Consider the following 23579-nt stretch of genomic DNA (forward strand, 5'->3'; position numbering starts at 1 on the left):
ACACCAGCGTCGACGCCGGGCAGGAGCTCGGGCACGACTTCGTCGCGGCGGGGGACAAGGCCAGAGCTCCTGCGCCAGTGCGTGTTGATGTTCGACGATCCGGCTGGCGAAGCCCTGTTCATGTGTGATCGCTACCAGGTGCTCGTCATGCCGCTCGACTCGGCCGCGGACCCCGAGGCGGTCTTTGCCCTGCGCGTCGACGAAGCCACCGACCTGTTCACGGCGATGGGCAGGACCAACGTCGGCGCCAAGCTGCTCGGCAGGGGAGCGCGGCGCAAGCTACCGGCTCAGCGCCGAAGGCGGGCCGGCCGACCATGACCTGCCCCTCGAGGAGCTCGACCTTGGGTCGAACCAGCTCCGCGAGCTCCCCACCGCCTTCAAATCCCTGAGCAAGCTGAAGGTGCTGATCTTGAACAGCAACCGCTTCGAGTCGATCCCGGCGGTGCTCGCCGAGCTACCCGCGCTCGAGCGGCTGCACGTCATGTCGGGACCGCTGGGGCAGGTCGCCGCGGAGATTCCCACGATCGTCAACCTCAACAACCTTGCGATCACCTGGAGCTCCGACCGCCCGCTCCCCGACAGCCTTGGGGCGCTGGTCAACCTCGAGTACCTGCTGGCGATGATGCGAAAAGATGTTGCGCGCATGGGAGCCAGGGTCGAGGTTCGAGTTGGGCATCCGAATTCTCGCCCTCGCTCTCATGCGCGCTTGCGTTGCGCTCAAACTTCGGACAACGGCCCTCGGCTTGGCATGCTGTGCCGCCCTGGGAGGGGGCAGGCACTCCGGTGACCCGCAAATGTAGGGGAGCCGGGCTCCATGATGAGTGGAGTTATGCGTTTATACAACGCTCCGGCGTTGCCGATTGATCAGGCAACTTCCGATCGAAGTCTCAGTCCTCGAGGTAGTCCTGTAGCGGAGCGATGATCGCTCGGTATCGCTCCGCGATGCCGTCGATCCACCCAGGGTTGGCCGCCAGATAGGCACGTTGTTGCTCCACAACCAGTATCTGCTCAATCCTGATTCGGCGGTTCGTGCAGTCTTGGACTTCGGCCATGAGGGGCTCACGTTCGGCCCGCAGCACGGCTAGGTCTCGCAACTCCTCCAATCCGTCGACGCGGGTCATGTCGCCAGACGAGACTCGCTTCATGATCTCCGATACGAGCAGATCTTCCCGGTGGAGGAGCGCGACTCCGTAGTTGCCGAGAGTGCTCGCCCTCACGCACCGCCGCTCTTCTTCGATGGCCGCGATCATCTCTGGATCGACCTCGAGACGATCAGAGATAGCCAGGGTGGCGTCTTCGAGGAGCAAAGCGAGCTCCCACCTGGGGTTGATCTCTCCCTCCGCTCCTTCGACGCAACGCCAAAGCCGCTCGTTGGCTACGTCTTTCCCTGCCCGCTCGTTGGCACTTTCCAGCTGTGACGCCGCAAGATCGAGCAGCGTGGTCGCCTCTTCGGGGCTCGTTGCCACGATGGCGCGTACCTGCTCGATCCATGCTGCTTGGCCGCGGCTTTCGACGCAACCGAGCACCCACTGCACTCGGGCCTCATCCGTGGCGTCTTGAACTTCAGCGTTCGTCACCCCCAGACGCCGCTCGAGCTCCTCTTGAAAGGGCTCGTCGAAATCATCGAGAACAACGACTGGGGACGCGGCGCTACGTGTGGCGTCATCGAGCGACTCGTCCGCATCCAGGCATCCCCCGAGAATGGCAGCGAAGGCGAAATACGCGGAAATTTGTGTGAAGGGTAGTAGGTTTCGCATGGTCAAAATCCCCAATTGGAGCCCTGGGCGGCACAGACGCCATCGCTGCGGCAGATGTTGTAGTTTGTGATCTTGTCGTTGTCCCAAAAACTGTAATAGTAGTTCACGTTTTGGGCATTGGTGTACCCGGAGTAGACGTATGAGCTGCTGCCATTGATCCAGCGCGTTCGGATGCGTACTTGCTTCCCATCCAGGACAGTGTCTTTGAACAACCCGTTGTAGTCACCGAGGTTGTCGCAGGTCTGGCTCTGTGCGGCTTCATATCCCCAACCCGACGAGGAGGGGAAGTAGCTCCCAGAGCCGTGGCACGCGGCAGCGGCAACGGGGACGCCATCGATGGCCGGCAGGGCGATGTAGGCCATGCTCGCCAAAGCGACGCCGAGGAAGCTCGTGCGGATTGGTGTCGGGATGTTTTGAATTGAGTTGCGGATTGCGTTTGTCATGGTGCGACTTTGTGCGCCAGTGTCATGTTGGCGGCGGTACGAACGGTTGGCCTTCGGTCCGTCGGCAGACGTCCGACGGTGCAAGGTTCGTCGTCCACCTTCGAGCCACCTTGGGGGCTCGAGGGTGCAAACAAAAAGACTCGCTACCGCGTGCTCTGGGCTTGTACTTTAGACCTGTGCCTTAGATCTGAACTCTGCTTCAGACTCGAACTCAGGCCTGGTACTTTAGACATGTACTTTGGACTGTACTTTAGACCGGTCGCTGCGGGCCGAGGATCACCAGCCCCAGCAGCGCGGTGAGCCACTCCATGGCCTCGTGCGCCGGCTCCGTACTGGCATCTGTCGCGACGTCGAGGCTGAACACGAGGCCTCCCAGCCACTCCACGCGAGTGAGATGGGCCTCGCGGAGCGGGCCAAACAAGTGTGCATGGTGCTCGGCGAGCGCGGCTTCAAACGCTCGGTCCAAGCGCTAGCGAGCCTCGGTCGACACGGCCTGGACCCGGGCGAGGTACAGCGCGGCGACCAGCCCGCGCGGGTCACCCTCGCGCTGATCTTGCGGGTCCCCCGAGGTAGCGCAGCGTGTAGGTTGCTCGCTCGTCCATGTCCGACCCGAGCCTACGTTCAACAGCTCGCCCAGGGCTCGGCGCACTTTGGCGGCAGCTGTCGCGCGAGTGAGCGAACTACGGCGAGGCGTAGTCAGGGGCAATGTTCACGGACATCATCATCAGCTAAAACCAGGAAAGTGCCACGTATCGCCAAGAAGATCCCCAAGTCGCCGAAGAGCCGCGCTGCCGTGGAGCGGCTGGACCTCCGCTTTCAGTCGCTGACGGAGGTCCCCGAGGAGCTCACCGAGCTCGTGAACCTCGAGGAGCTCGACCTCGGGTCGAACCAGCTCCGCGAGCTCCCCACCGCCTTCAAATCCCTGAGCAAGCTGAAGGTGCTGATCTTGAACAGCAACCGCTTCGAGTCGATCCCGGCGGTGCTCGCCGAGCTACCCGCGCTCGAGCGGCTGCACGTCATGTCGGGACCGCTGGGGCAGGTCGCCGCGGAGATTCCCACGATCGTCAACCTCAACAACCTTGCGATCACCTGGAGCTCCGACCGCCCGCTCCCCGACAGCCTTGGGGCGCTGGTCAACCTCGAGTACCTGCTGGTGAAGTCGACGGAGCCGATAGCGCTACCGGGGACGATCTTGCAGCTCGTCCGTTTGAAGGAGCTTCAGCTTGCGGCACCGATCACCGCGCTCCCCGAGGGGCTCGGGGCTCTGACCGAGCTCCACATTCTCAATTGCGCCGAGTCGGCCCTGACCACGGTTCCGGCGGATCTGGTCCGGTGCACGAAGCTCCGCTACCTCAACCTGAGCAACTCCGCGGTCGAGGACATCCCTGACGCCCTCATGGATTGCCAGAAACTGACAATCTATCTTCAGGGTACGAAGGTGACCGAAGAGCGCAAGAACGAACTAGCGAAGGCCAAGGGGTTGTCGATCATCGCATAGTGATCCACCGGGGGCGGCGCTCAATCCCCCGGCAGCATCTCCTCGAAGCATGCCTGCGTCTGGGGTGAGCGCTCAGCTCAACCAGAAGTAGAGCGTGGCGAGGATGGCGATCAGGACCAGGACGCCAATGATCCCCTGCAGCGGCGTTGTTTCTTCCTCGGCCTCGTCCGCGGCGACCGCTGGGGCGCCAGAGCTGGGGGCCGGACTCTCGCGCTCCGAGCGGGTGGCGTTGACCATCACCATCCAGCGGTTGTGATCGCGACCTTCGTGGGTGTCCGTGCGGTTGGTCCCGCCGTTGTCGAGGTTGAATTTGTTGCCATCACCGCCGACGAGCCCGACGCCGAGCCACGGGGGCGGTCCAAAGCGCAACCCAGTGATCTCCCGGTCCGGATAGCGGACCTGGGCGTCGGTTTCGCGCGAGGGGTACTCGAGGACCAGGATCAGGCTCGGGCTGCACTGGATGGCGATGTAGTGCCCACCGGGCGAGCAGGCTAGGTTCTGGATCGGCGTGTCGTCGGGGGTTCCGGTGACCCGTCCCAAAGATTCGGAGCTGAGGCGGAAGACATCGTGGGCGACGGACATCACCCACAGCCCCTGCTCGTTCCAGGCGATGGCGCCGATCGGCCCGGGCAGGTCGGCGTTGAACTCGTTGGTCTCCCCGCTGCCAAATTGGTAGGCCGTCCCGGTCCCCGAGCCGACGCCCAGCTTGCCCTCGGGGCTCCAGGCGAGGCAGCGTGGATCGTCGACGGCGATGTGACGATCGAGCTGACCCGCCGTCATGATCGCGACCGAGTCAGGGAGCGCGACGGCGACCTGGCCCTTGGGGCCGGCCGCGAGCGCGCGCGGCGTGCCGTCGAGTTGAACCTGGGCGAGCTGGTCTCCGCTCCGGGCGTCTCGCCAGCACACGCGCCCGTCACTGTCGACGCTGACGACTCGGTCCTCGAGCGACGCGACACCGACGATGTCGCTGGACTCGGTGTGGCGCCACAACGGGGCCTCGCTCTCGCCGTCGTGGACGAGGAGCTCGGCCCCGTCGGTGAGAACGATTCGTTTTCCTTCTCGGTCGTAGTCGAACATTCGGACGCATCCTAGATTGTTCCGCCCGTCTGTACAGCGCCTTGCGTGTGACCGGTGGCCTGTCTCCTGGGATCGGCGTTCCATTGCAGATCTCGTCCAGCTGCGGGGCCCTGTCAGCTGTCCAATGACAGCGCGCCGGGGGCCGATCAGCTCGAGTGGGATCGAAGGTCCTCGCGGCGAGTCCGTCCAGCATGGGACCCGTCAGGTGGCGCGCGTCGTCGCGGGGGCTCTCATGGAAGCTAGTTTGCTAGCTTCGAAGACCAGACAAACGCCGCCGAGTAGACGCGAGGTGGCCACCAGGACGAGCCGCTTGTGCACTGGGCCAAGCTGCTCGAGGATCGCCGAGTGACGCGCGCCAAACAGCCGCTTGTTCCGGGGCTCTACGAGTCGCTCGTCGACGCGGATCTCGATCAGCTGCTCGCGGATCTCGACGCCGCGGGCGTGAAGGTCGACGCCCGCGAGCTCGCCAAGCTCGACGACGACCAAGCGTTGACGGTGCTGCTTCGCTACCTCAATCGGCTGTTGGGTGAGCTCCTGCAAGCCAAGCCAGCCGTGCGGCTGCAGCGGACACAGGCCGTGCTGGTGGCGCTGGACCGGTCGCAGATCCCCGAGCCGGCGCGGGCGCTGCTCGCCGTCGCGGACGCTCGCGGCCCTGCGCTCGCCGCCCCGTTCCCCGAGCCTCCTCAGATCCCGTTGGGTCAGAGCGACCTGCTCATCAACGCGAGCCGCGATATCAACATTCATCGCGCGCTGGAGAGCGAGATCGCGTCGGCGGACCGCGTTGATCTAATCATCGCATTCGTGCGGCGCTCCGGTGTAAAGCTCATCAGCTCCGCCCTTCGCACCCACGTCGAGCGACGCGGGCGAACGTCGAAGACGCTGCGCGTGATCACGAGCACCTACCTAGGTGTCAGCGAGCCCGAGGCCATCGAGCAATTGGTCGAGCTCGGGGCCATGGTCCGCGTCGGCTACGACCCGCGGATGGTCAAGCTGCACGCCAAAGCCTGGATCTTCCACCGCAACTCGGGGGCGTCGACCGCCTACGTTGGCTCCTCGAATCTCAGCCGCTCGGCCATGGTCGATGGTTGCGAGTGGAACGTGCGCCTCGCCGCGCTCGAGAGCCCGGGCGTAGTCAAGAAGCTGGCCGACAGCTTCGACGTGCTTTGGGAAGACAGCGACTTCCAGCGCTACGACGCGGCGCGCTTCACCTCGATCCGCGCGCGCGAGCGCAAGCGCTTCGATGGCGGCGCTGCCGAGCCCGACTTCGCTGGCCTCGACATCCAACTCTACCCGTTCCAGGCCGAGATCCTCGAGCGCCTGCAGGTTGAACGCGACGTTCACGGTCGCCACGCGAACCTGGTGGTGGCCGCGACGGGCACTGGCAAGACCGTGATCGCGGCGTTTGACTACAAGCGCCTGCGCGAGCGCCTGCGAGCCGACCAACGCGAGCCGACGCTGTTGTTCGTCGCCCACCGCGAAGAGCTGCTACGCAAGGCTCGAGCGACGTTTCGCGCGATCCTGCGCGAGCCTGAATTCGGCGAGCTGCTCGTGGGTGGCGAGCAACCGAGCGAAGGGCGGTTTGTGTTTGCGTCGATTCAATCGCTGCGTGGTCGGCTCGAGAAGTTGGTGGCGGACGAGTTCGCGGTGGTCATCGTTGACGAGTTTCACCACGCCGAGGCGCCAAGCTACCGCCGGCTGCTCGACCGGCTGCAGCCCGTTTACCTGCTTGGACTCACAGCAACCCCCGAGCGCAGCGACGGTGGTGACGTGCTGCGGTGGTTTGGCGACCGGATCGCGGCCGAGATCCGACTGTGGGACGCCCTCACCCGCGAGCTGCTGTGCCCGTTTCACTACTTTGGGGTGGCAGACAGCGTCGACCTGAGCGGCTTGAAGTGGGCGCGGGGTGGCTACGACCGCGGACAGCTCGAGAGCGTATTCGACGGCAACGACGCCCGCGAGTTGCTCGTCCGCCGGGCGATCCGCGAGTACGTGCCGAACCCCGAGCGCATGAAGGCGCTGGGGTTTTGCGTCGGGATTCGGCATGCGCATTATATGGCGCGACGCTTTTGTGAAGCTGGGATCCCGGCCCGCGCCGTGACCGGCGAGCTCGCGCCCGACGAGCGCGCGCGGGCGATCGCCGCCCTCACCCGCGGGGAGCTGCGCGTGCTGTTTTGTGTGGATGTGTTCAACGAGGGGGTCGACATTCCCGAAGTCGATACATTGTTGCTCTTGCGCCCGACCGAGAGCGCGACCTTGTTCTTGCAGCAGCTTGGGCGAGGCCTGCGACGGTCCGATGGCAAGGACGGGACAACGGTGCTGGATTTCATCGGAAATGGCCACTCCAAATTTCGCTTTGATCGTCGCTACCGCGCGCTGCTGGCCGGGCGCGGGGGGTCACTGATCAAGCAGATCGAGCAGGGCTTCCCGCACTTGCCGCCAGGATGCGCGATCAGGCTCGAGTCCCAGGCGACCAAGTTCGTGCTCGACAACGTCAAGCGGGCGCTCGCCAACCACCGGCAAGTCGCGATCGACGAGTTGAGCGAGCTCGCGCGTGGGCGGACTCCCAAGCTCGGCGAATTCCTCGAAGCGATGGAATGGGAGCTGGGTGACCTGTACCGGAGGCGATCGGCGGATTGGACCTGGACGGGTCTTCGCGCCGCCGCGGATCTGTGCCCAGCCGGTGACGCGGACTTCGAGGAGCTCGGACGCGCGATCGGGAAGCTCACACACGTACAGGACGAGCTGCGGACGAACTCGTGGATCACATGGTTGGCGAGTGAGCGGCCGCCGAGGCTGCGCGAACTCGGACCCGCGGAACGGCGCTTGCTGATGATGTTGTTGGCGCTGGTTTGGGTCAACCGGCTCAACGAGTTTCCCACCCTGTCAGCGGCGGCAGCCAAGTTTTGGCGACAGTCCGAGCTGCGCCGAGAGCTCGTGGAATTGCTCGAGCTACGCCGCGCCGGTCGAGACCACAGTGACCTGCCGTTGACCGCACGACCGGACATCCCGCTGCGGGTTCACGCGCGCTATCACGTCACCGAGATCCTCGCGGCGTGCGGGGTGATCCAGGCGGGCAACTTCGCTACCCAGCAATCTGGGGTGCGCTACGTGGCGGGTGAGCGGGTGATCCTGAATCTGGTGACGATCAACAAGGACCCCGACCGCTACTCGCCTGGCACACGCTACCGCGACTTTGCGATCTCGCCCGAGCGGTTTCACAGCGAGAGCCCCAACTCCTACAGCCCGGACACCGCCGCGGGGCGACGCTTGCTCGATCACGCAGCGAGCGGCGTCGAGGTGCTGTTGTTCGTGCGCGAGACGCCGAAGACCCCCGAAGGGTTCACGACGTCATACGTGTTCTTGGGGCCGACCAAGCTGCGCGAGCACGCGGGGGCCAAGCCGATTGCGCTCACCTGGACGCTCGAGCACGAGATTCCGGCGTGGTTTTATCCGCACACGCAGCTGACCTCGAGCTGAGCATGTTAGCGAGCTCGGCACGCGACCTCCTGCAGAGCTTAGGGATCACGCCGGCCGTCGAGCCGACGAGAGAGCCGTTGACGACCAAGGCAGGGCAGTCCTCAGCGCGAGACTCGAGGGGCTCGAGGCCCCGCCGGTCTCGGTCTCGCCGGTCTCGGTCACACGCTCCGCTCGCGCTCGCCGAGGCGCCGCCCCTGCGCGAAGCGGGTCGGATGCTCGGTGACCGTAGCCAGCTCCGGCTTGACGCCGGCCTGGTCGAGCTCGGCGAGGTAGCGACCATAGCGACGCGCCCCCGGCCGCGCGCTGATCCCATGCAGCACCACCGAGCAGACCACCGTGAGCATCACGACGCCGAACACCTGCTCGCGCCCGGCGATGAACTCGCGGTCGAGCACGACCAGCCCAAACAACACGGAGGCGAGACCGCGGGGGCCAAACCAGCCCAGGAACAGCACGGTCCCCGGCTTGGCCGCGCTGCCGATCAAGCTCAGGGCGATCGGGATCATGCGGATGATCGTCAAGCTCGCGAGGGCGTAGACCCACATGATCGGCGTGGCCTCGACCAGCGTGGGGTAGGCCCAGACCGCGCCAACGAGCATGAACACGCCGAGCATCAGCAGCTGGCCCTCGGTCTCGACGAACGCGTGGACGGCGACCGCGAACCCGCGCGAGGTGTTGCCGAGCACCAGCCCGGCGACGAACGCAGCGATGAAGCCGTTGCCGCCGATCAGATCGGCGACGACATAGCTGAGCAGGCCCAGGCACAGCCCCGCGATGCGCTCGAACGCGTCACCCATCCAGCCCCGCGCGAGCATGCGCTGGGCCGCGATCCCGCCCAGCCACGCGACCGCTCCCCCCGCGATCGGCCCGAGCACGATCTGCTGCAGCCAGAACCACAGCCAGTGCGCGCCGTCGGTCTGCGTTCCAGTGCTGACGTCGACCGCGACCGCGGCGAACACCATGACGATCGGCAGCGCGATGCCGTCGTTGAGCCCGGCCTCGACGTTGAGGGCCTGGCGGATCGCGATCGGGACCTCCTTGCTGCTGACCACGGCCTGACCGAGGGCGGCGTCCGTGGCCGCGAGCATGGTCCCGATCAGCGCGGCCTCGGCGAAACCGAGGCTGGGGAAGCACAGCATCGCCACCGCGCTGCCCAGCAGCATCGTCAGCGGCAAGCCAATTCCCAGCAGCCGCACAGGCAGCCCGGCCTCCTTGCGCAGGGCCTCGAGATCGATGCGCGAGGCGTCGGCGAACAGCACCATGATCAGGGTCAGCTCGGCCAGAGGGTCGACCCACGCGCGCGGTAGCTCGACGATGTCGAGCGCGTATGGCCCACACGCGACCCCAAACAGCACGAACACCAGCGGCGGCGAGAGCCCCAGGGCGTCGAGCCTGCGCGAGCCCAGCCCGAACACAAACACGAACGCCAAGACGATGAGATAGCCGTAGTCGCCCAAGGTGTCGCGGCCCAGGCTAACGGAATTTTTCTGTGTCCTGCATGGAGTGACCCTCCTCGACTGGAACGAGCGATACGCCTGCGGAGGGTCTCGGGCGCGTGAACATCGCGTCATCCTGAGAGCGGCGTGTTGGTCCGCCAGCTCCGTGAGGCCGAGCCACGGCTCGACCATCACGGCCCCTCAGAGTCGGGTCGGGTCGGGTCGGGTCGGGTCGGTCACGCGGCGAAGTCGAGCTCGAGCTGGCCAGCTGGGGCTGGCCCACGGTCGGTGCCCCCAGTGTAGGCTGTGATAGGGTGCCGACCCTATGTTGACAAAAATGACCCGGGGTCTTGGCGCTGTGATTGTGCTGTCATTGAGTGTGGCCGCGTGCGGCGACGATCGTCCAGGTGACGGCAGCGGCGAAGTCGGTGATGGCGACGAGACCGGCGACGGCGACGGCGACCCCGGTGATGGTGATGGTGATGGTGATGGTGATGGTGATGGTGATGGAGACGGGGACGGGGACGGGGACGGGGACGGGGACGGGGACGGCGATGGCGATGGCGACAACGACGCCTGCGCCATCGTCTACACCCCCACGATCTACGTCGACAACGAGCTCCCCGGCGACTGCGACAGCTACGACCCCACAGCGCGTGCGTGCGGCATGGGCAGCGACGTGGCCGTTGCTACGCTTGCAGGCGCCACGGCTGTGGCCACGGCTGGCGACGCCGTCGTGGTTCGCGGCGGTAGCTATGAAGAGCCGTTGATCGTGCAGAGCTCGGGCACGCCGGGCAACTACCTGGTGTTTGCGGCGTACGAGGGCGAAGTCGCGACGATCACCGGCGCGAACCTCGAGCCCGCGGTCGATATCTCTGGCCAGTCCCATGTGTTCATCTCGGGCTTGGTCGTTGACGAGGTCAAGCGCTGGCTCTACGCCCGTGGCACCAGCCACAGCGTCCTGTGTGACAACACCTTCACCCGGGCCCTGGACGGCGGCGGCAGCTCCAAGACGGGGCTGTTCTTCGAGGAGGCCGACGACAACAAAATTATCGGCAACTTGATAGAGGACAGCACCCAGGACAACCTCGCCCTGCACGCTTGCGATCGCAACGTGATCGCCGGTAACACGATCCGCACCGCCGCGCACACGCTGTGGGCGATCAAGTGCGGCAATGACAACATCGTGCGCGGCAACCTGTTCGAGAACGCGGATCAAAAAATCGGTGAGATCTACGACTGCGACGCGTCGGGATTTGATCACCAGATCACGGCATTCGACGCGACCCGGCGCAACCTCGTAGAGCGCAACACCTTCGCGCTCGCGGTCAAGTACTACAGCACCTCGGGCGGCAACGGCATCCAAAACGCGGGGCAGTACGGCATCTTTCGCGACAACGCGTTCTACGACACCAACGGTGGCCTTGGCCTGCAGCGCTACAGCGACGAGGCCAACTTCGACACCCACAATCGGGTCTACAACAACACCTTCTACGCAAACGAGTGTGGCGGGGTCAGCGTGGGTTCGGGGGCGCCAGGGCAGCTCGAGGACAACCTATTTGTCAACAATATCCTGTTTGCAAATCTCGGCTGCGAGGGCGTCGGGCCCGCTCAGATCGTCTATCGCGAGCTCGCGGGCTTCTCGTTTGTCAATAACGCGATCATGGGCGCGAGCGCGGGCGACCCCGTGATCGAGGAGCTGTTTGGGCCCGCGGGCACGCTCGCGTCGTTCGAGGCAAACTATCCGGCGCTGTTCAGCGGCAACCTCGAGGTGGACCCGATGTTTGTCGACGCGGCTGGCGGTGATCTGCGGCTCGATCCGGCCAGCCCGCTGATCGACGCGGGCGCGTTTCTCACGACCACCGTCGGCGCCGGGCAGGGGACGAGCATGGTCGTCGCCGACTCGGGCTGGTTCTTCGATGGATACGGGATCGCGGGCGAGGTCGGTGATCTCATTCAGCTCGACGGCGGCGCCGAGCGAGCGCGGGTGCTCGAGATCGACGGTGACACACACACGCTCACCCTCGACGCCGCGCTGAGCTGGGGCGACGGTGTTGGGGTCGCGCGGGCCTACGAGGGCAGCGCGCCCGACATCGGCGCGCTCCGGGTCGGCATGTAGCGGATTGCGGCCGCAGCTACATGCGCCCGCGCAGCATGCCGTTCCAGTAGATCTCGGGCAGCCCGTAGGCCTTGAGCAAGTACATGCTGTAGCGCGGCTGGGCCTGATCGAAGGGGAAGCTCTCGGTCGGGGTGCCGTCGTAGTCGAACTCCGCGAGCATGACCTGGCCGACGCCCGTGATGATCGGGCACGACGAGTAGCCGTCGTAGCGAGCAGCGGGCGGCTGCTTGGCGCGGTGGGCCAACAGGTTGGCGACGGTCACGGGCGCCTGCTTGCGCACGGCGGCGCCCGTCTTGGAGCAGGGCAGGCTGCTCGCGTCCCCCAGCGAGAACACGTCGGGGAAGCGCGGGTGTTGGGTCGTGTACTTGTCGGCTGCGAGCCAGCCGGCCTCGTCGGCGAGCGGGCTGTGCTTGATGAAGTCGGGCGCCGATTGGGGCGGGGTGACGTGCATGAGCTCGTAGTCGAGCTCGAGGGTCTCGCCGTCGTTGGTGCGGAACCGGCCGATTTTCTTGTCCGGGTCGACGCTGATCAGATCGTGGCCAAAGCGGGTGACGATGTCGCGCTCTTGGACCAGACGCTCGAGGGTGCGGCGGTACTTCTCGACGCCGAAGATGCGTCCGCCAGCGATAGCGAAGCTCACCTCGGCGTCGGCTCGGACGCCGCGCTTGCGGAAGTTTTCTTCGGCCAGCCACATGATCTTCTGTGGCGCGCCGCCGCACTTGATCGCCCCAGCTGGTGCGGTGAACAGGGCCCGCCCGCCGCGAAAATTGGCGATGCACTCCCACGTGTATTCGACGGTCTCGTAGCTGTAGTTCGAGCACAGCCCGTGCGTGCCGATCGCGTCGCTGAGGCCCTCGATCGCGCCCCAGTCGAGCTGGATGCCCGGACACACGACGAGCTGGTCGTAGCCGATCTTGGTCCCATCGCGCAGGTCCACGCGCTTGTTGGCGGGATCGAAGCCATCGACGAATTCCTGCACCCAGGTCGCGCCCGGTGGGATGTAGTTGGCCATCGGCCGCGCCGTGACCTCGCGCGGGAACTCGCCGCCGCCGACCAGCGTCCACAGCGGCTGGTAGTAGTGGACGTTCGAGGGCTCGATGATCGCTACGTCGAGCTTGGGGTCGGCGTTGAGCAAGCGGGCTGCGACGGTGATGCCGGCCGTGCCGCCGCCGACGATGATGATCTGGTGGTGGTCTGCCATGGAGAGCCTTCAGACTTGGGTGTGCTCGTCGAGCACGCGGCCAAGCCGACGCGAGAGGTGGATCAGGAAGCTCAAGGTGCGCTGGACTTCGTCTTCGCGCAGGACCCTGAGCAGGCCGAGCAGGCCGTGGTGCTCGCTCGGCGCTGCGGCGGCGCGCGGCAGCTCGGCCGCGGTCGCGGCGAGCAGCTCGACGCTGCGCTGCTCGAGCACGCCTGACTCGAACACGCCGCGGAGGAGCGCCTCGGGCTCGATGCCGCGGGCGCGGCCGGCTTCAATCAGGCCGTCGAAGCTGTCGCCGAGCAGCGCGACGTAGCCCGGCAGCGCGTCGAGGAACGCGACGAGCTTGCCCAGCTCCGCGCCCCGTTCGAGCAGCTGCTCGAGCGGACCGAGCACGGCAGGATCGGTGAGCTTGGCCAGCACGGCCGCGCCCCCACGCACGCGCTGGTCCATGCGCGCGGGCCCGTCGACGCGGGCGAGGTCGTCGGTGATGTTGCCGACGGTCGCAAGCACGCCGGGCAGCTCGTCGAGCAACGGGCCGGCGCGGTCGAGCGCGGCCGCGAGCCGATCGAGCTTGGCTTCGATACGATCGAGCTGCTGGGACATGAACGTGCAGATGGTCGCGGCTGCGTGCACATACGTCGAGGGCGTTCTGGGATCCGATGCCGGCAAAAATAGCGACGCGGCAAACGCGGGTGTGGGCATGTCGCGCGCTCGGATCCGATCATGCCGCATGCGCGCGCGCTGCATTCATAGGAGTCCTCGACATGGCCGTGTCCAATGCCCACGCCTGATCGCGCAGCTTGTCTCTCCACGATGCAATGTCACGATGCAGCCGACGCGGGCTGGTGTTGCGCGCCCACCCGTGACGCCCTGGTTTCTTCGTGCGCCAGGCGTTATGAGCCCCCACCAAGACCATGTCCGAGCCAAGCGAATTCGAAGCAACCCTGCGCGCCCGCGCTGGCGCCGTTTGCGAGCTATGCAGCGCGACAGACGGCCTCACCGTTCACGAGCTCCCGCCCGCCGCCGAGCCGAGCCCAGACCATTGCGTGCTGCTGTGCCCCACGTGCCTGAGCCAAATTGATCGCAGCGCTCCGCTCGATCCCAAGCATTGGTTTTGCCTGCAACAAGCCGCGTGGAGCGAGGTCCCGGCCGTTCAGGTGATCGCCTATCGCCTGCTCAGTCGCCTCAGCGAAGAAGGCTGGGCCCGCGACCTACTCGACCAGGTTTACCTCGCGGACGAGACCCTCGAGTGGGCCCGCGCCGGGCTCGACACCGACGCCGGTCAAGCATCCGACCCACCAGGCTCACGCACGGTCGACAGCAACGGGACTGAGCTCGCGGACGGCGACTCGGTCACGCTGATCAAAGATCTCGACGTCAAGGGGGCCGGCTTCACGGCCAAGCGTGGCACGCTGGTCAAGGGCATCCGGCTGACCGACAACCCCGAGCACGTGGAGGGGCGCGTCAACAAGGTCTCGATCGTGCTCAAGACCTGCTTCCTCAAGAAGGCGGTCTAGAAATAGGTGCACAGCCCGGTGTTGGGCAATCGGCGGTCGCGCGACGTAGCGACACAATCGCTCGAGTCGTTGGCGATCGCGGCTGGGCACGGCCGCCCGCGTGCATGTTTTGTCGCGCCGGCGGCGTCGCGCGGCTGCGTCGCGCGGCTGCGGCACGGCCCGCGAATCAGCTTTCTACGAAACCATGGAAATGGACGATGAGGGGGCGTCAGGCAAACTCAATCGGCAAGCTGTGGGGGCGGGGCGAGCTCGCACCCTACCAATCACGCGGTGCGATGAGCTCTTCGATGTCGGCATCAAAACCGTAGGCTTCGGCGATGAAGGCGAAGTCGGCACCCATGGCTTCGCGGGCGCCGGTCTCGAGATCGCTGCCGGCGGCTTCGAAGTCTGCTTGAAGCTCGTTGATGCGCTCGGTAGCCGCGTGGGTCAGCGGGTAGAGCTCGTCGAGGCGCTGCACTTTCGTCTGCTCGATCTTTTCACAAAGCTCGCGGAGCACCGCCTCGACTTTCGCTACCTCCGCGTCCGGGAAGTAGCCGTCGGCGTACATGTCCGCGACGAATTTGTAGGTGCTGAGCTTCGCGTTGGTGATGGTCACGGCCAACTGTACCGCGAGCGAGCGATGGGAAGTGGAGCCTCCCTCGCAGAAAGACCAAGCGAGGCGGCGTGAGGCATTGCACCACGCCGGTCGGCGCGATGTCGCCCCGGACTTGGCCGGCTCCATGAGGCCGAGGCACGGCTCGACCGCGCTGCTCAGCATTCGGCAGCAAGCCGAAGCTGGACATTGCGTCGTGCTGCGTACAATCTCGAGTAAGTCGTGTTTACACTGCACTGGAACTGCGCAGCGATCTCGGGGCCGCTCAGCCCCTGGGCAGAGAGCATCAACACCTCCCGGTGGTCGACGTCGAGTTCGCCGAGCAACTGTTCGAGTAGGCATGTGGCATAGACCTGGGGCGTGCCATCTTGCGACCCACATTCCACGAGCCGTGCGTGAGACTGCTTCCGGCGAACCGCTCGCTCGCAGGTCCGGCGGTGGTTGCGATAGGTGTTGAAGAGAATTCCAAACAACCAGGTCTCCGGCTTGGAGCGGCCGTCGAAGTACGAAAGTCGCCGTTGGGCCACGAGGAAGGTGTTCTGGACCAGATCCTCGGCGACGTCCGCTTCGACACCCATGCGCATGGCCGCGCGTCGGAGCCCGGCGTGTGTCGTCCGGTACAACCGGCCGAGGTCGAGTTCTATCCGATTTGTCGTCGTGTCGTTGTCTGTCATGACACTCCCCGTGCGACCGCCGCACCGATCGCGCAGACATTTGACGGATGCTCAAAGCGGGTGAGTTGTGGCTTCATGTCCGTCTCTCGCTACGATAGTCGTCCAAGTTCCTCGGATGACTGACCTCATTTCACAATATTCGACGGCTTTCTCATCGACCCGCACGGCCGTCGCGCGGCCCGTGAACCAGACCGAGTCGATCAACGACTTCGAATGCGAGGAGAATTCGCTCCCTGCGATGATGGGCGACTACAAGACTGAGGAGGACCCGCTGAGCGCCTTCGACGGGTTGGACGGGAGCGGCACCTGGACGTTTATCGTCGCTAGCGACTATGGAATCTACAACGGCACTGTCGACAATTGGTGTCTCATTCTTACGGGGGCGCAACCGTGAGCGCGGGCGCAGCCCAGCTCGAAACCACGAGGTCCAGATTCGAAGCACTCACCGAGATTCCGCAGTTGGGCGTCCTCGGCGCCGGTTCAGTTCCGCTTGCGGTAGGCGCGAAGGTGCCGATCCTCGAACTGCTTCCACATGTTGAGCGAGTGGCTGGTGGGTGAGCCCCTGCGCGATGTCGTCGGGCCTGTTGGCGGTCTTGGCCAAGCGCATCGCACCGCGGCAGCGCGGGCAGCTCATGATGTCGACCGCTTTGCGCTGGCCTGAAGACGTGGGGGATCGGCTTGTCGGTCCGTCATTCGTGGGCTCTCCTACATGTCGAGTTCGACCCAGCCGAGCTCGGGTTGATACATCTCGATGCCCAGCCAGAACGCCGCTGGGACAGCCTCGGGGCAGCAAAACCACTCGGACGGATCCGCACCGCGCTCGCGCCCACGTGTGTCGAGCCGCTCGACGAGCATGGGGGAGACCGAGCAGAGCTCCGCAAAGCAGGGCCAGCTCAGGGCCCTGTTTCGGGGATCTACGCGGATACGAAACAGGCCCTCGCCGAGCTTGGCGAGCTCCTCGCGGCCGAGCTCGCGGCGCAGGTCCCCCTCGGTCACGCTCTTGACCGCCGAGGGCTCCCAGTCCGCGTGCGTGGTCAACCATACGCTCGGCGCGTTGGTGCCGGGCAGCGCCGCGGCGACGCCGATCTCGCCATCGTCGATGATGCCCGGGAGCGAGCGGCCGAGGGTGTAGTGATACAGCGGCTGGCCGTCGAGCTCGGGGATCGGGAGCCGCTCGGCCAGCCGCGCGGCGAGGTGCGAACGCTCGGCCAGGCGAACCACGACGACACCCTCGGCGTCCTCCTCTACCGACAAGACGGCGAAGCGGGTTCCCGAGGGAAACACGAGGGACCGCGGCGCAATATCCTCGTGGTCCGCGTCGAGCCAGCGCGCGGCCGAGCTGCGAAACAGCGGGCGGATCTCGAGGCGGCAGGGAGGCACGGCGCCGCGCTTGGGGAGCTCGGGGAGCTCGCGCTCGACGGCGAGCAGCCCGAACGCGTACCACGAGCGCTCGGCCGCGCCGGCCGCCGCGTGGAGCGAGGCGAGCACCACCGCCGACAGCTCGCACCGCGCGTAGAGCCACGCCGGACTCCGCTCGGGATCGTCGACGGTGCGGGTCAGGCGTGGGAGCGCCTCGAGAGCCGCGAGAGTGAAGATCGTATGGACGCAGAGCTCGGCGAACAAGCGGCGTCGGGGGAGCTCGTCGGGCTCGTCGAGGGCTCCCACGGCGTGTGTGCGGGGCAGCAGCTCACACACTCGCGCGACGATCGTCGCGCTGGCGGTGGCCTCGTCAGCCGCGGCGCGCATGAGCGCGTCGAGGGCCGGGGCGTAGGCGCTGCCCCACAGTCCGAGGCGCTCGTCGCTACCGATGAGCAGGTGAGGCACGCGGCGGAGTTCGGCGTAGGCGGCCCGGAGCTCGGGACCGAGCTCGAGCGGCGCCGAGGCCCGTGTCGCGCTCGCGCGCTCGCGCAAGGTCGCAAGCAGCCCCGCGAAGTCGAGGCACGGCGCGCCTGCGGTGAGGCCTGCGACGAGGGGGGCCATGAGCTCAACCAGGCGGATCGAGGCGCAGCGGGTCTCGGTCGCGAATCCGGGGACGAGTCGTTCGTTCATGTGTCGCTCAGCAGGCTGTAGATTGGAAGGAAGAGCCACTCGATCAGGCGCCGCTCGACGGTCACGATCTCTGCGCGGCCGCCCATCTCGTGACGCAGCTCGAGGGTCTGCTGGTAGGTCGTGAAGAGGCCCTGAGGGAGCTCGATGTTGACGAGGTAGACCCCGTCTCGGGCGATGGCCGGGACCGAGGCCACCCGGCCTTCGACGACGCCGTATTCGCGGTAGGGGTAACCGTCGAGCTTGATCAGCACGTGCTGACCGACCTCGACCTTGCCGGAGTTGAGCTGGGCCAAGATCGCGTGGGCGACGAGGACCTCTCGATCGGGGAGCACGGTCATGACCTCGTCGCCCTCGCTGACCCACTGCTGCTCGGCCCAGACCTGACCGAGGCTGATGCGGCCGGCCATGGGGGCGACGAGCAGGTAGTCACCGCGCCAGCGGTCGTAGGCGCGGGACAGGGCCGCGTAGGCGTCGAGGAGCTCGCGCACGAGCTCGCGCCGACGGTCGCGCAGCGTGTAGCCGAGCTCGACGCGGTTGCGGTCGAGAGACACACGCTCGAGCTTGCCGCGCAGGAGCTCGAGCTCCGCAGCCTCGAGGGCGCGCTCGCGCTCGCGGACCGCGGCCCCAGCCGCCTCCACCTCGTCCGTGGGGATCACCCCGTCCTTCGCCAGGCGGGTCGTGGCCTTGGCTTCGCGCCTGGCCAGGTCGAGATCCTCGGACAGCCCCCGCCGCTGCGTACGGATCGTGCTCGCTAGTTCGGTCCGGGTGTCGAGCTGGGCCATGAGGGCCGCGTCGCTCTCGCCAAAGTAGGGGTCGTCGAGGAGCTCGCGCAGCGCCCCCCAAGTTGCGACGAACTCGGCGTACTCGACCTGCAGATCGCCGAGCTCGAGCGTGGCCCCGAGGCCGTGGGCTGTGGCGTCGAACTGCTCCGGCGCCTCGAGCTCGCGGGCGAAGTCCTCGAGCATCGCGGCGAGGGTGCGCAGATCCTCGGTCTTGGCCGCGTTGTCGATGACCGCGAGCCACTGCTCGCGCTCGACGAGCTCGCCATCTTGGACCCATAGCTCGCCGAGACGACCGCGGGTCTGCGCGACCACAGGCGCGGGTGGGCTCTGAGTCGTGATCGTCACGGGCGCCGAGACAACGTCGGGGTACTCGAACAGCCACGCCCCGACGACGAAGGCGAGGAAGATCAGCAGCAGGCTCGAGTTGCCCCGGCGCAGGAGCCAGGGGGGGACGACGCCGATGAAGTCCTCGACGGCCGCGCTGTTGACGAGCTCGAGCGCCTCGCCCTCGCCCTGGCCTTCGCCTTGCTGATCGTGTCGCTGTCGTGCGCCTGGCATCACGTCCCCAGTTCGAGTTGGTTCTTGACCAACCGGTAGTAGGCCCCGCGCAGGGCGGTGAGTTCGTCGTGGGTCCCGCGCTCGACGACCTTCCCTCGGTCGAGGACCACGATCTGATCGGCGCTGCGGACGGTGCTCAGACGGTGGGCGATCACCACGCAGGTCCGCCCGCGCTGGAACTCGTCGAGCTTGTCCATGATCTCCCGCTCGTTGGTCGCGTCGAGGGCCGAGGTCGCCTCGTCGAAGAACAGGAACTCGGGGTCGGCGTAGACCGCACGCGCGATCAGGATGCGCTGGCGCTGCCCCTGGCTGACGCCGAGGCCATCACGGCCAATGCGGGTCTCCCATGCCAGAGGCAGGCCCTCGACGAACTCACGTAGGTTGGCGGTCTCGAGCGCGTCGAGCAGCCGGGGGATGTTGACCCGCTCCTCGCCCACGGCGATGTTCCCGGCGACGGTGTCGGCGAAGATGTGCCCGTCTTGCATCACGACCCCGCAGTGGCGGCGCCAAAAGGCAAGATCGAGGTTGTCGATTCGCAGGCCTCCAATGCTCAGCTGACCGGCGTTGACGGGGTAGAACGCGAGGAGCAGCTTGAGCAGGGTGGTCTTGCCGCTCCCGCTCGCGCCGACGATCGCCGTGGTCTTGCCCGCGGGGATCTCGAGGTTGACCTCGCGCAAGACCCAGCTGTCGCTCCCGGGATAACGGAAGCTGACCCCTTCGGCGCGCAGCGATCGGGCGCGGCCAATCTCGCGCAGCGCCGGCTTGCTCGCCGGCTGTTCCTCGGGAAAGTGGTGGATCTCATCGAGGCGCTCGAGGCTGAGCTTGGCGTCCTGGGCCGAAGTCACGAAGCTCAGCGTGCGCTCGAGGGGGCGAGCGACCTGACCGAGCACCCAAGACAGCGCGAGCATCATTCCGAGGGTCATGTCCCCGGCGATGACCTCGCGCGCGGCGAGGAAGGTGATGAAGATGTTCTTGGCCTCGTTGATGGCCATGCTCCCGGCGTTTTGCAGCTGCGCGAGGGCGAGTCGGCGCTCGTTGATGCGAAACAGCCGGACCTGGATTTGCTCCCAGCCCCAGCGCTTGCGCCGTTCGCAGTCGTTGAGCTTGATCTCGGCGATGCCCTCGATGAGCTCGACCAGGGCGTTTTGGCTGGCCGTGCGCTGGCCGAACGACTGCTGGTCGAGCTGGCGTCGGCGGCCCATGAGCGCGAGGATCCAGCCCGTGGCCAGGGCCGTGCCGCCGAGGAACACCGCGAGGATCGTCGGGCTGTAGGCGGCGATCACCAGAGAGAAGGCGATCACGTTGACGAAGGAGAACAGGATCTCGAGGGTCCCGGCGGTGAGGAAGGACTCGACGCGGCGGTGATCGTCGACGCGCTGGAGCACGTCGCCGATCGACCGGGTGTCGAAGAAGCTCATCGGCAGGCGCAGCAGCCGGGCAAGGAAGCTCGTCAACATCGAGATGTTCACGCGCTGCCCGATGTGGAGAAGGATCCATGAACGGATCAGTTCGATGGTCGTGCGCCCGCCGAACAACATGAGCTGGGCGAGCAGCACGGCATGGACGAAGCCGATGTCCTGGCCGCCGATGCCCACGTCGACGAGGGCCTGCGTGAGGAACGGGAACACCAGCCCGAGCAGGCTGGCCACCGTCATGCCAAGCACGAGCTGGACGACGAGCCGGCGGTGGGGGCGGAGGAACGGCCACAGTGAGGCGAAGCCCCGGGACTGGTGGCGCTCGCCGTCGTGGGCGAAGAACTCGGGCGTGGGCTCGAGCAACAGCGCGACGCCCCGCCCGCTGCTGTCGCCCCAGTGGCGGAGGAACGCCTCGCGGCGCCACACGATCAGCCCGCGCCCGGGATCGGCCACACGAACGCGCCGCTTGTCGGCGGCGACGAGGACCACGAAGTGGTTTTGGTCCCAGTGGAGCACACAAGGTAGGGGGACGGTGCTGGCGAGCTGCTCGTAGTCGAGCATGACCGCGAGGCTGCGCATGCCGATCGACTCGGCGGCCGCGGCGACGCCTTCTAGTGATACGCCGTCGCGGGCGATGCTACAGCGATCGCGCAAGGTCCCAAGCGACCAGTCACGGCCATGGTGCCGCGCGATCATGCGCAGGCAAGTGGGCCCGCAGTCCATCGCGTCGTGCTGACGCATGGAGCGGAAGGGGGAGCCAAAGCTGAGCGCACGATCGAACATGGCGAGCTCGTCTAGCGCGGCACGGGGTTGCGGTCGAAGAAGCGCCGGGCCTCGAACACGTAGGGCTGATCACTGATGTCGACGTCGTCGAGGTCATCGAGATGGCGGGTCTCGAGTTCGGCCAAGGCCGCCGCGAGGCGCCGGTGGATCTCCAGTCCGTCGGCGGTGTAGAGCTGCGGGTGTTCGATCTGCGAGATGCCGGTCTCGAGGCGGCGCAGCCCCAGCGCCATGCGCCCGCGCAGCTCGTGGAGGGCCTCGGCCCCGAGGCCCGAGCGCCCCTCGGCGTGGAGGTCGAGGATGCGAGCGAAGCTCTGGACCATGCGGACCAGGGTGTAGTTGCCGTGAAAGGCGTCGCCGAAGCTGCGCAGGTCCGCCTCGTTGCCGGTCAGCATCTGGACCGGGGTGGAGTAGGGGATCGCAAGGAAGGCCTGCCAGTCCGCGATGACCTTGGTGAAGGTCACGTGGCCACTTTGGTGGACCAGCTCCTCGACAAAAAACAGCGGGCTCTCGCTGCCGCGGGTATTGATGAAGATCGCCCCGTGGATGGCGAAGGCGGCCATGGAGTTGACCTTGGGGTGGCGCGAGATCACCACCGAGCGCAGGTCCCGATCGAGCTCTGCGGACTGGGCCGGCCACGCGCGCTCGAGTAGGGCCCAACCTTCGGCCAGGGCCTCGCGGTTTTCCGCGGTCGCCCCCGCGATGTCGACCTCGTGGAAGTGCTCGCCGTGGAGCTCGAGGAAGCGGCGCAGCGGTGGGTGAGCATGGGGGTAGATCGTGGGGCGGGCTCCGGCGGCGACGGGCTCGAACGGCTCGAAGGCGAGCTCGGGGTGGCCGAGGATCGCGGGGCGGCCGTCGGTGTTGACGAGCTCGAGCGCCGCGTTGGCGGGGGCATCGGTCAAGAAACCGAGGCTCGGGAGCAGGACACGACCGTCACAAAACGAGCGCACCGTGATCTGCTCGGGGCGCAGGTTCGGGGGGAGCAAGGGCCACACACACTGCTCGACGCCGATCTCGGCCTTGGTGTGGGCGGCGACCAGCGTCGTGAAGGCGAGGGGCTCGCCGGCGTCGAGGGACTCCGCCGCGTCGGCCAGCGCTGCGCTGCGTGTGCGCAAATTATAGCGGACCGTCTCATCGAGCAAAGCCTGCCCGGCGTCACGCCATTCGTCGAAGAAGGTGTCGATGTATTGCATGGGCTCACGCAGCGCGGAGAGGGGGACAAGAAGGGGAGCGCCGAAGGCCTCCGACCCACGGTGCTCCCCGAGGACCTCACGACATCACGCCAGCGCCGGCGTGTTCCCGCAGGTGCAGTGGCAGCCGTCCTGGGTGGTCGGAGCCTGGCCGCCCTTGATGCGGCCCGCATCGACCACGCGCTCCATCTTGGAGTTGCGGAGCTGGGCGATGACGTCGTCGAGGCTGATCTTCTTGTTCATGTTCTGCATGGTGTTGTTCCTCATTCTCTGGTTGTCGTAGGTGTTCTCGCGGAGCGAGAACCGCTTGGTTCATTCGGCAAGTAATGCAATTCAAGCTGACTCTGTTCTTGTTGATAGCGGCCCCACCCGAATCGATGGGAACGGTCGAGAGCGGCAGCATCGTGTCGTTCTCCCGTCTGGCGATCTGAGATTGACGCGTTGTGCCCCCGTGCTTGGCAGGCGGCTTCGCGGCGCGCATGGTTGCCCTACCCATGAGTGTTCGCGCCGACTGAAGTTCATGGTCGAGCCGATGTGACCCTGCGCACTAAGTTCGGCATCAAACACCACCTATGAATCAGCTTGGCCAAAGCCGGGCAAGCGTGGCGCCTGCTGCCCAGCTCCGGTCAACGTCTGCGCGCGAGCGAGCATCGCTCCGTCGCACGAGCAACTAGCCCCAAATCAAGCGCTGAATTGGAAAAGATGAATGATTTGGGGCTAGTACGAGCCGACAGGCGAGCGTTTGGGGTGAGCGAAGGGGGCTCCGCCGCCGAAGCGAGGGGGCTTTTTGAAAGCCCCCTTGAAGACATAGTAGACCCGAGTCGAGCGCGCAGCGCTTGATTCGGGACTAGCACGACCACCACGACGCCCAACGGCAGCAGGGCGGCGAGCAGCTGGGCGCGCAGCAGCTCACTCATGTTCTCGTCCTCGCCATTGGGGATGAAGTGGACGACGCCGGGCTCGTCGCGGATCCGGGGCACACGAGCGCCGATCTCTTCTACGACGCCGAGCACG

At 66.4% G+C, this 23579-nt stretch carries 23 protein-coding genes; 7 read left to right on the top strand and 16 right to left on the bottom strand.

All coding sequences use genetic code 11. The features are described from left to right. The first annotated feature begins 87 nt into the window (after positions 1–87). Entirely contained in the window at positions 88–318 is a 231-nt protein-coding gene (locus DB30_RS42315) for a hypothetical protein (protein WP_240480270.1), read from the top strand. 1 nt (position 319) lies between these two features. Beyond that, on the top strand, positions 320–787 hold the full coding sequence (locus tag DB30_RS18780; RefSeq protein WP_276204367.1) for a leucine-rich repeat domain-containing protein: 468 nt from the start codon (positions 320–322) through the stop codon (positions 785–787). A gap of 100 nt (positions 788–887) precedes the next feature. Here DB30_RS18780 and DB30_RS18785 read toward each other — a convergent pair whose 3' ends face one another. The 4 genes from DB30_RS18785 to DB30_RS18800 all read right to left on the bottom strand — a co-directional run bounded on the left by DB30_RS18785 (position 888) and on the right by DB30_RS18800 (position 2849). After that, on the bottom strand, positions 888–1757 hold the full coding sequence (locus DB30_RS18785; protein WP_052550875.1) for a hypothetical protein: 870 nt from the start codon (positions 1755–1757) through the stop codon (positions 888–890). Between the two features lie 2 nt (positions 1758–1759). Continuing rightward, positions 1760–2200, bottom strand: coding sequence for a hypothetical protein (locus tag DB30_RS18790; RefSeq protein ID WP_052550876.1), 441 nt, complete (start codon positions 2198–2200; stop codon positions 1760–1762). Positions 2201–2450: 250 nt separating this feature from the next. Beyond that, the gene (locus DB30_RS18795) at positions 2451–2666 is read right to left on the bottom strand and encodes a hypothetical protein (RefSeq protein WP_052550878.1); all 216 of its coding nucleotides are present in this window, start codon (positions 2664–2666) and stop codon (positions 2451–2453) included. Between the two features lie 3 nt (positions 2667–2669). Next, entirely contained in the window at positions 2670–2849 is a 180-nt protein-coding gene (locus DB30_RS18800) for a hypothetical protein (protein ID WP_165703837.1), read from the bottom strand. A gap of 93 nt (positions 2850–2942) precedes the next feature. On the opposite strand from DB30_RS18800, the gene DB30_RS18805 reads away from it, so the two are divergent. Continuing rightward, positions 2943–3698 (top strand): leucine-rich repeat domain-containing protein, encoded by a 756-nt coding sequence (locus DB30_RS18805; protein WP_165703838.1) that lies wholly within the window; start codon positions 2943–2945, stop codon positions 3696–3698. A gap of 72 nt (positions 3699–3770) precedes the next feature. Here DB30_RS18805 and DB30_RS18810 read toward each other — a convergent pair whose 3' ends face one another. Further along, positions 3771–4775 carry a WD40 repeat domain-containing protein gene (locus DB30_RS18810; RefSeq protein WP_052550883.1) on the bottom strand — a complete coding sequence of 335 codons (1005 nt, stop codon included), beginning with the start codon at positions 4773–4775 and terminating at the stop codon, positions 3771–3773. Between the two features lie 345 nt (positions 4776–5120). On the opposite strand from DB30_RS18810, the gene DB30_RS18815 reads away from it, so the two are divergent. Continuing rightward, complete coding sequence (locus tag DB30_RS18815; RefSeq protein WP_146659559.1) at positions 5121–8252, top strand: DUF3427 domain-containing protein; 3132 nt, start codon at positions 5121–5123, stop codon at positions 8250–8252. 158 nt (positions 8253–8410) lie between these two features. Here the strand turns inward: DB30_RS18815 and DB30_RS18820 are convergent, their stop codons facing one another. Continuing rightward, positions 8411–9709: a cation:proton antiporter gene (locus DB30_RS18820; RefSeq protein WP_052550899.1), complete on the bottom strand. Its 1299-nt coding sequence runs from the start codon at positions 9707–9709 to the stop codon at positions 8411–8413. Between the two features lie 316 nt (positions 9710–10025). On the opposite strand from DB30_RS18820, the gene DB30_RS18830 reads away from it, so the two are divergent. Beyond that, complete coding sequence (locus DB30_RS18830) at positions 10026–11807, top strand: right-handed parallel beta-helix repeat-containing protein (RefSeq protein ID WP_146659563.1); 1782 nt, start codon at positions 10026–10028, stop codon at positions 11805–11807. Positions 11808–11823: 16 nt separating this feature from the next. Here DB30_RS18830 and DB30_RS18835 read toward each other — a convergent pair whose 3' ends face one another. Next, entirely contained in the window at positions 11824–13008 is a 1185-nt protein-coding gene (locus DB30_RS18835; RefSeq protein ID WP_052550905.1) for an NAD(P)/FAD-dependent oxidoreductase, read from the bottom strand. Between the two features lie 9 nt (positions 13009–13017). Further along, complete coding sequence (locus DB30_RS18840; RefSeq protein ID WP_165703841.1) at positions 13018–13611, bottom strand: DUF1641 domain-containing protein; 594 nt, start codon at positions 13609–13611, stop codon at positions 13018–13020. Positions 13612–13922: 311 nt separating this feature from the next. Here DB30_RS18840 and DB30_RS18845 point away from each other — a divergent pair, with 311 nt between their 5' ends. Continuing rightward, positions 13923–14525 (top strand): PhnA domain-containing protein, encoded by a 603-nt coding sequence (locus tag DB30_RS18845; protein ID WP_052550909.1) that lies wholly within the window; start codon positions 13923–13925, stop codon positions 14523–14525. A 256-nt stretch (positions 14526–14781) separates the two neighbouring features. Here DB30_RS18845 and DB30_RS18850 read toward each other — a convergent pair whose 3' ends face one another. Both DB30_RS18850 and DB30_RS18855 read right to left on the bottom strand, forming a co-directional pair. Then, positions 14782–15120, bottom strand: coding sequence for a DUF5713 family protein (locus tag DB30_RS18850; RefSeq protein WP_052550957.1), 339 nt, complete (start codon positions 15118–15120; stop codon positions 14782–14784). 155 nt (positions 15121–15275) lie between these two features. Further along, positions 15276–15791 (bottom strand): RNA polymerase sigma factor, encoded by a 516-nt coding sequence (locus DB30_RS18855; RefSeq protein ID WP_052550911.1) that lies wholly within the window; start codon positions 15789–15791, stop codon positions 15276–15278. Positions 15792–15906: 115 nt separating this feature from the next. On the opposite strand from DB30_RS18855, the gene DB30_RS18860 reads away from it, so the two are divergent. Continuing rightward, a complete protein-coding gene (locus DB30_RS18860; protein WP_052550913.1) occupies positions 15907–16185 on the top strand; it encodes a hypothetical protein in 279 nt (92 codons plus the stop codon). 311 nt (positions 16186–16496) lie between these two features. On the opposite strand, the gene DB30_RS18865 is transcribed toward DB30_RS18860, so the two are convergent. The 6 genes from DB30_RS18865 to DB30_RS18890 all read right to left on the bottom strand — a co-directional run bounded on the left by DB30_RS18865 (position 16497) and on the right by DB30_RS18890 (position 23578). After that, a complete protein-coding gene (locus tag DB30_RS18865) occupies positions 16497–17840 on the bottom strand; it encodes a hypothetical protein (RefSeq protein ID WP_052550915.1) in 1344 nt (447 codons plus the stop codon). Further along, positions 17837–19180: a putative HlyD family type I secretion protein gene (locus DB30_RS18870; protein ID WP_052550917.1), complete on the bottom strand. Its 1344-nt coding sequence runs from the start codon at positions 19178–19180 to the stop codon at positions 17837–17839. Before DB30_RS18870 ends, DB30_RS18865 begins: the two co-directional genes overlap by 4 nt. Continuing rightward, a complete protein-coding gene (locus DB30_RS18875; protein WP_240480267.1) occupies positions 19180–21378 on the bottom strand; it encodes a peptidase domain-containing ABC transporter in 2199 nt (732 codons plus the stop codon). Before DB30_RS18875 ends, DB30_RS18870 begins: the two co-directional genes overlap by 1 nt. Positions 21379–21389: 11 nt before the next feature. Continuing rightward, positions 21390–22568, bottom strand: coding sequence for an HEXXH motif domain-containing protein (locus tag DB30_RS18880; protein ID WP_052550919.1), 1179 nt, complete (start codon positions 22566–22568; stop codon positions 21390–21392). An 84-nt stretch (positions 22569–22652) separates the two neighbouring features. Beyond that, positions 22653–22832 (bottom strand): hypothetical protein, encoded by a 180-nt coding sequence (locus tag DB30_RS18885; protein ID WP_052550921.1) that lies wholly within the window; start codon positions 22830–22832, stop codon positions 22653–22655. Between the two features lie 359 nt (positions 22833–23191). Beyond that, positions 23192–23578, bottom strand: coding sequence for a hypothetical protein (locus DB30_RS18890; RefSeq protein WP_146659569.1), 387 nt, complete (start codon positions 23576–23578; stop codon positions 23192–23194). Position 23579: the final 1 nt, after the last annotated feature.

The sequence above is a fragment of the Enhygromyxa salina genome (genome assembly GCF_000737335.2).
Classification (GTDB): Bacteria; Myxococcota_A; Polyangia; order Nannocystales; family Nannocystaceae; genus Plesiocystis; species Plesiocystis salina_C.

What these genes read in the sequence shown, in the direction of transcription:
- DB30_RS42315 (WP_240480270.1), top strand. Translation starts at nt 88, where the DNA reads ATGTTCGACGATCCGGCTGGCGAAGCCCTGTTCATGTGTGATCGCTAC.
- DB30_RS18860 (WP_052550913.1), top strand. Translation starts at nt 15,907, where the DNA reads ATGACTGACCTCATTTCACAATATTCGACGGCTTTCTCATCGACCCGC.
- DB30_RS18875 (WP_240480267.1), bottom strand. Translation starts at nt 21,378, where the DNA reads ATGTTCGATCGTGCGCTCAGCTTTGGCTCCCCCTTCCGCTCCATGCGT.
- DB30_RS18790 (WP_052550876.1), bottom strand. Translation starts at nt 2,200, where the DNA reads ATGACAAACGCAATCCGCAACTCAATTCAAAACATCCCGACACCAATC.
- DB30_RS18810 (WP_052550883.1), bottom strand. Translation starts at nt 4,775, where the DNA reads ATGTTCGACTACGACCGAGAAGGAAAACGAATCGTTCTCACCGACGGG.
- DB30_RS18865 (WP_052550915.1), bottom strand. Translation starts at nt 17,840, where the DNA reads ATGAACGAACGACTCGTCCCCGGATTCGCGACCGAGACCCGCTGCGCC.
- DB30_RS18845 (WP_052550909.1), top strand. Translation starts at nt 13,923, where the DNA reads ATGTCCGAGCCAAGCGAATTCGAAGCAACCCTGCGCGCCCGCGCTGGC.
- DB30_RS18885 (WP_052550921.1), bottom strand. Translation starts at nt 22,832, where the DNA reads ATGAGGAACAACACCATGCAGAACATGAACAAGAAGATCAGCCTCGAC.
- DB30_RS18835 (WP_052550905.1), bottom strand. Translation starts at nt 13,008, where the DNA reads ATGGCAGACCACCACCAGATCATCATCGTCGGCGGCGGCACGGCCGGC.
- DB30_RS18855 (WP_052550911.1), bottom strand. Translation starts at nt 15,791, where the DNA reads ATGACAGACAACGACACGACGACAAATCGGATAGAACTCGACCTCGGC.
- DB30_RS18880 (WP_052550919.1), bottom strand. Translation starts at nt 22,568, where the DNA reads ATGCAATACATCGACACCTTCTTCGACGAATGGCGTGACGCCGGGCAG.
- DB30_RS18830 (WP_146659563.1), top strand. Translation starts at nt 10,026, where the DNA reads ATGACCCGGGGTCTTGGCGCTGTGATTGTGCTGTCATTGAGTGTGGCC.
- DB30_RS18840 (WP_165703841.1), bottom strand. Translation starts at nt 13,611, where the DNA reads ATGTCCCAGCAGCTCGATCGTATCGAAGCCAAGCTCGATCGGCTCGCG.
- DB30_RS18870 (WP_052550917.1), bottom strand. Translation starts at nt 19,180, where the DNA reads ATGCCAGGCGCACGACAGCGACACGATCAGCAAGGCGAAGGCCAGGGC.
- DB30_RS18785 (WP_052550875.1), bottom strand. Translation starts at nt 1,757, where the DNA reads ATGCGAAACCTACTACCCTTCACACAAATTTCCGCGTATTTCGCCTTC.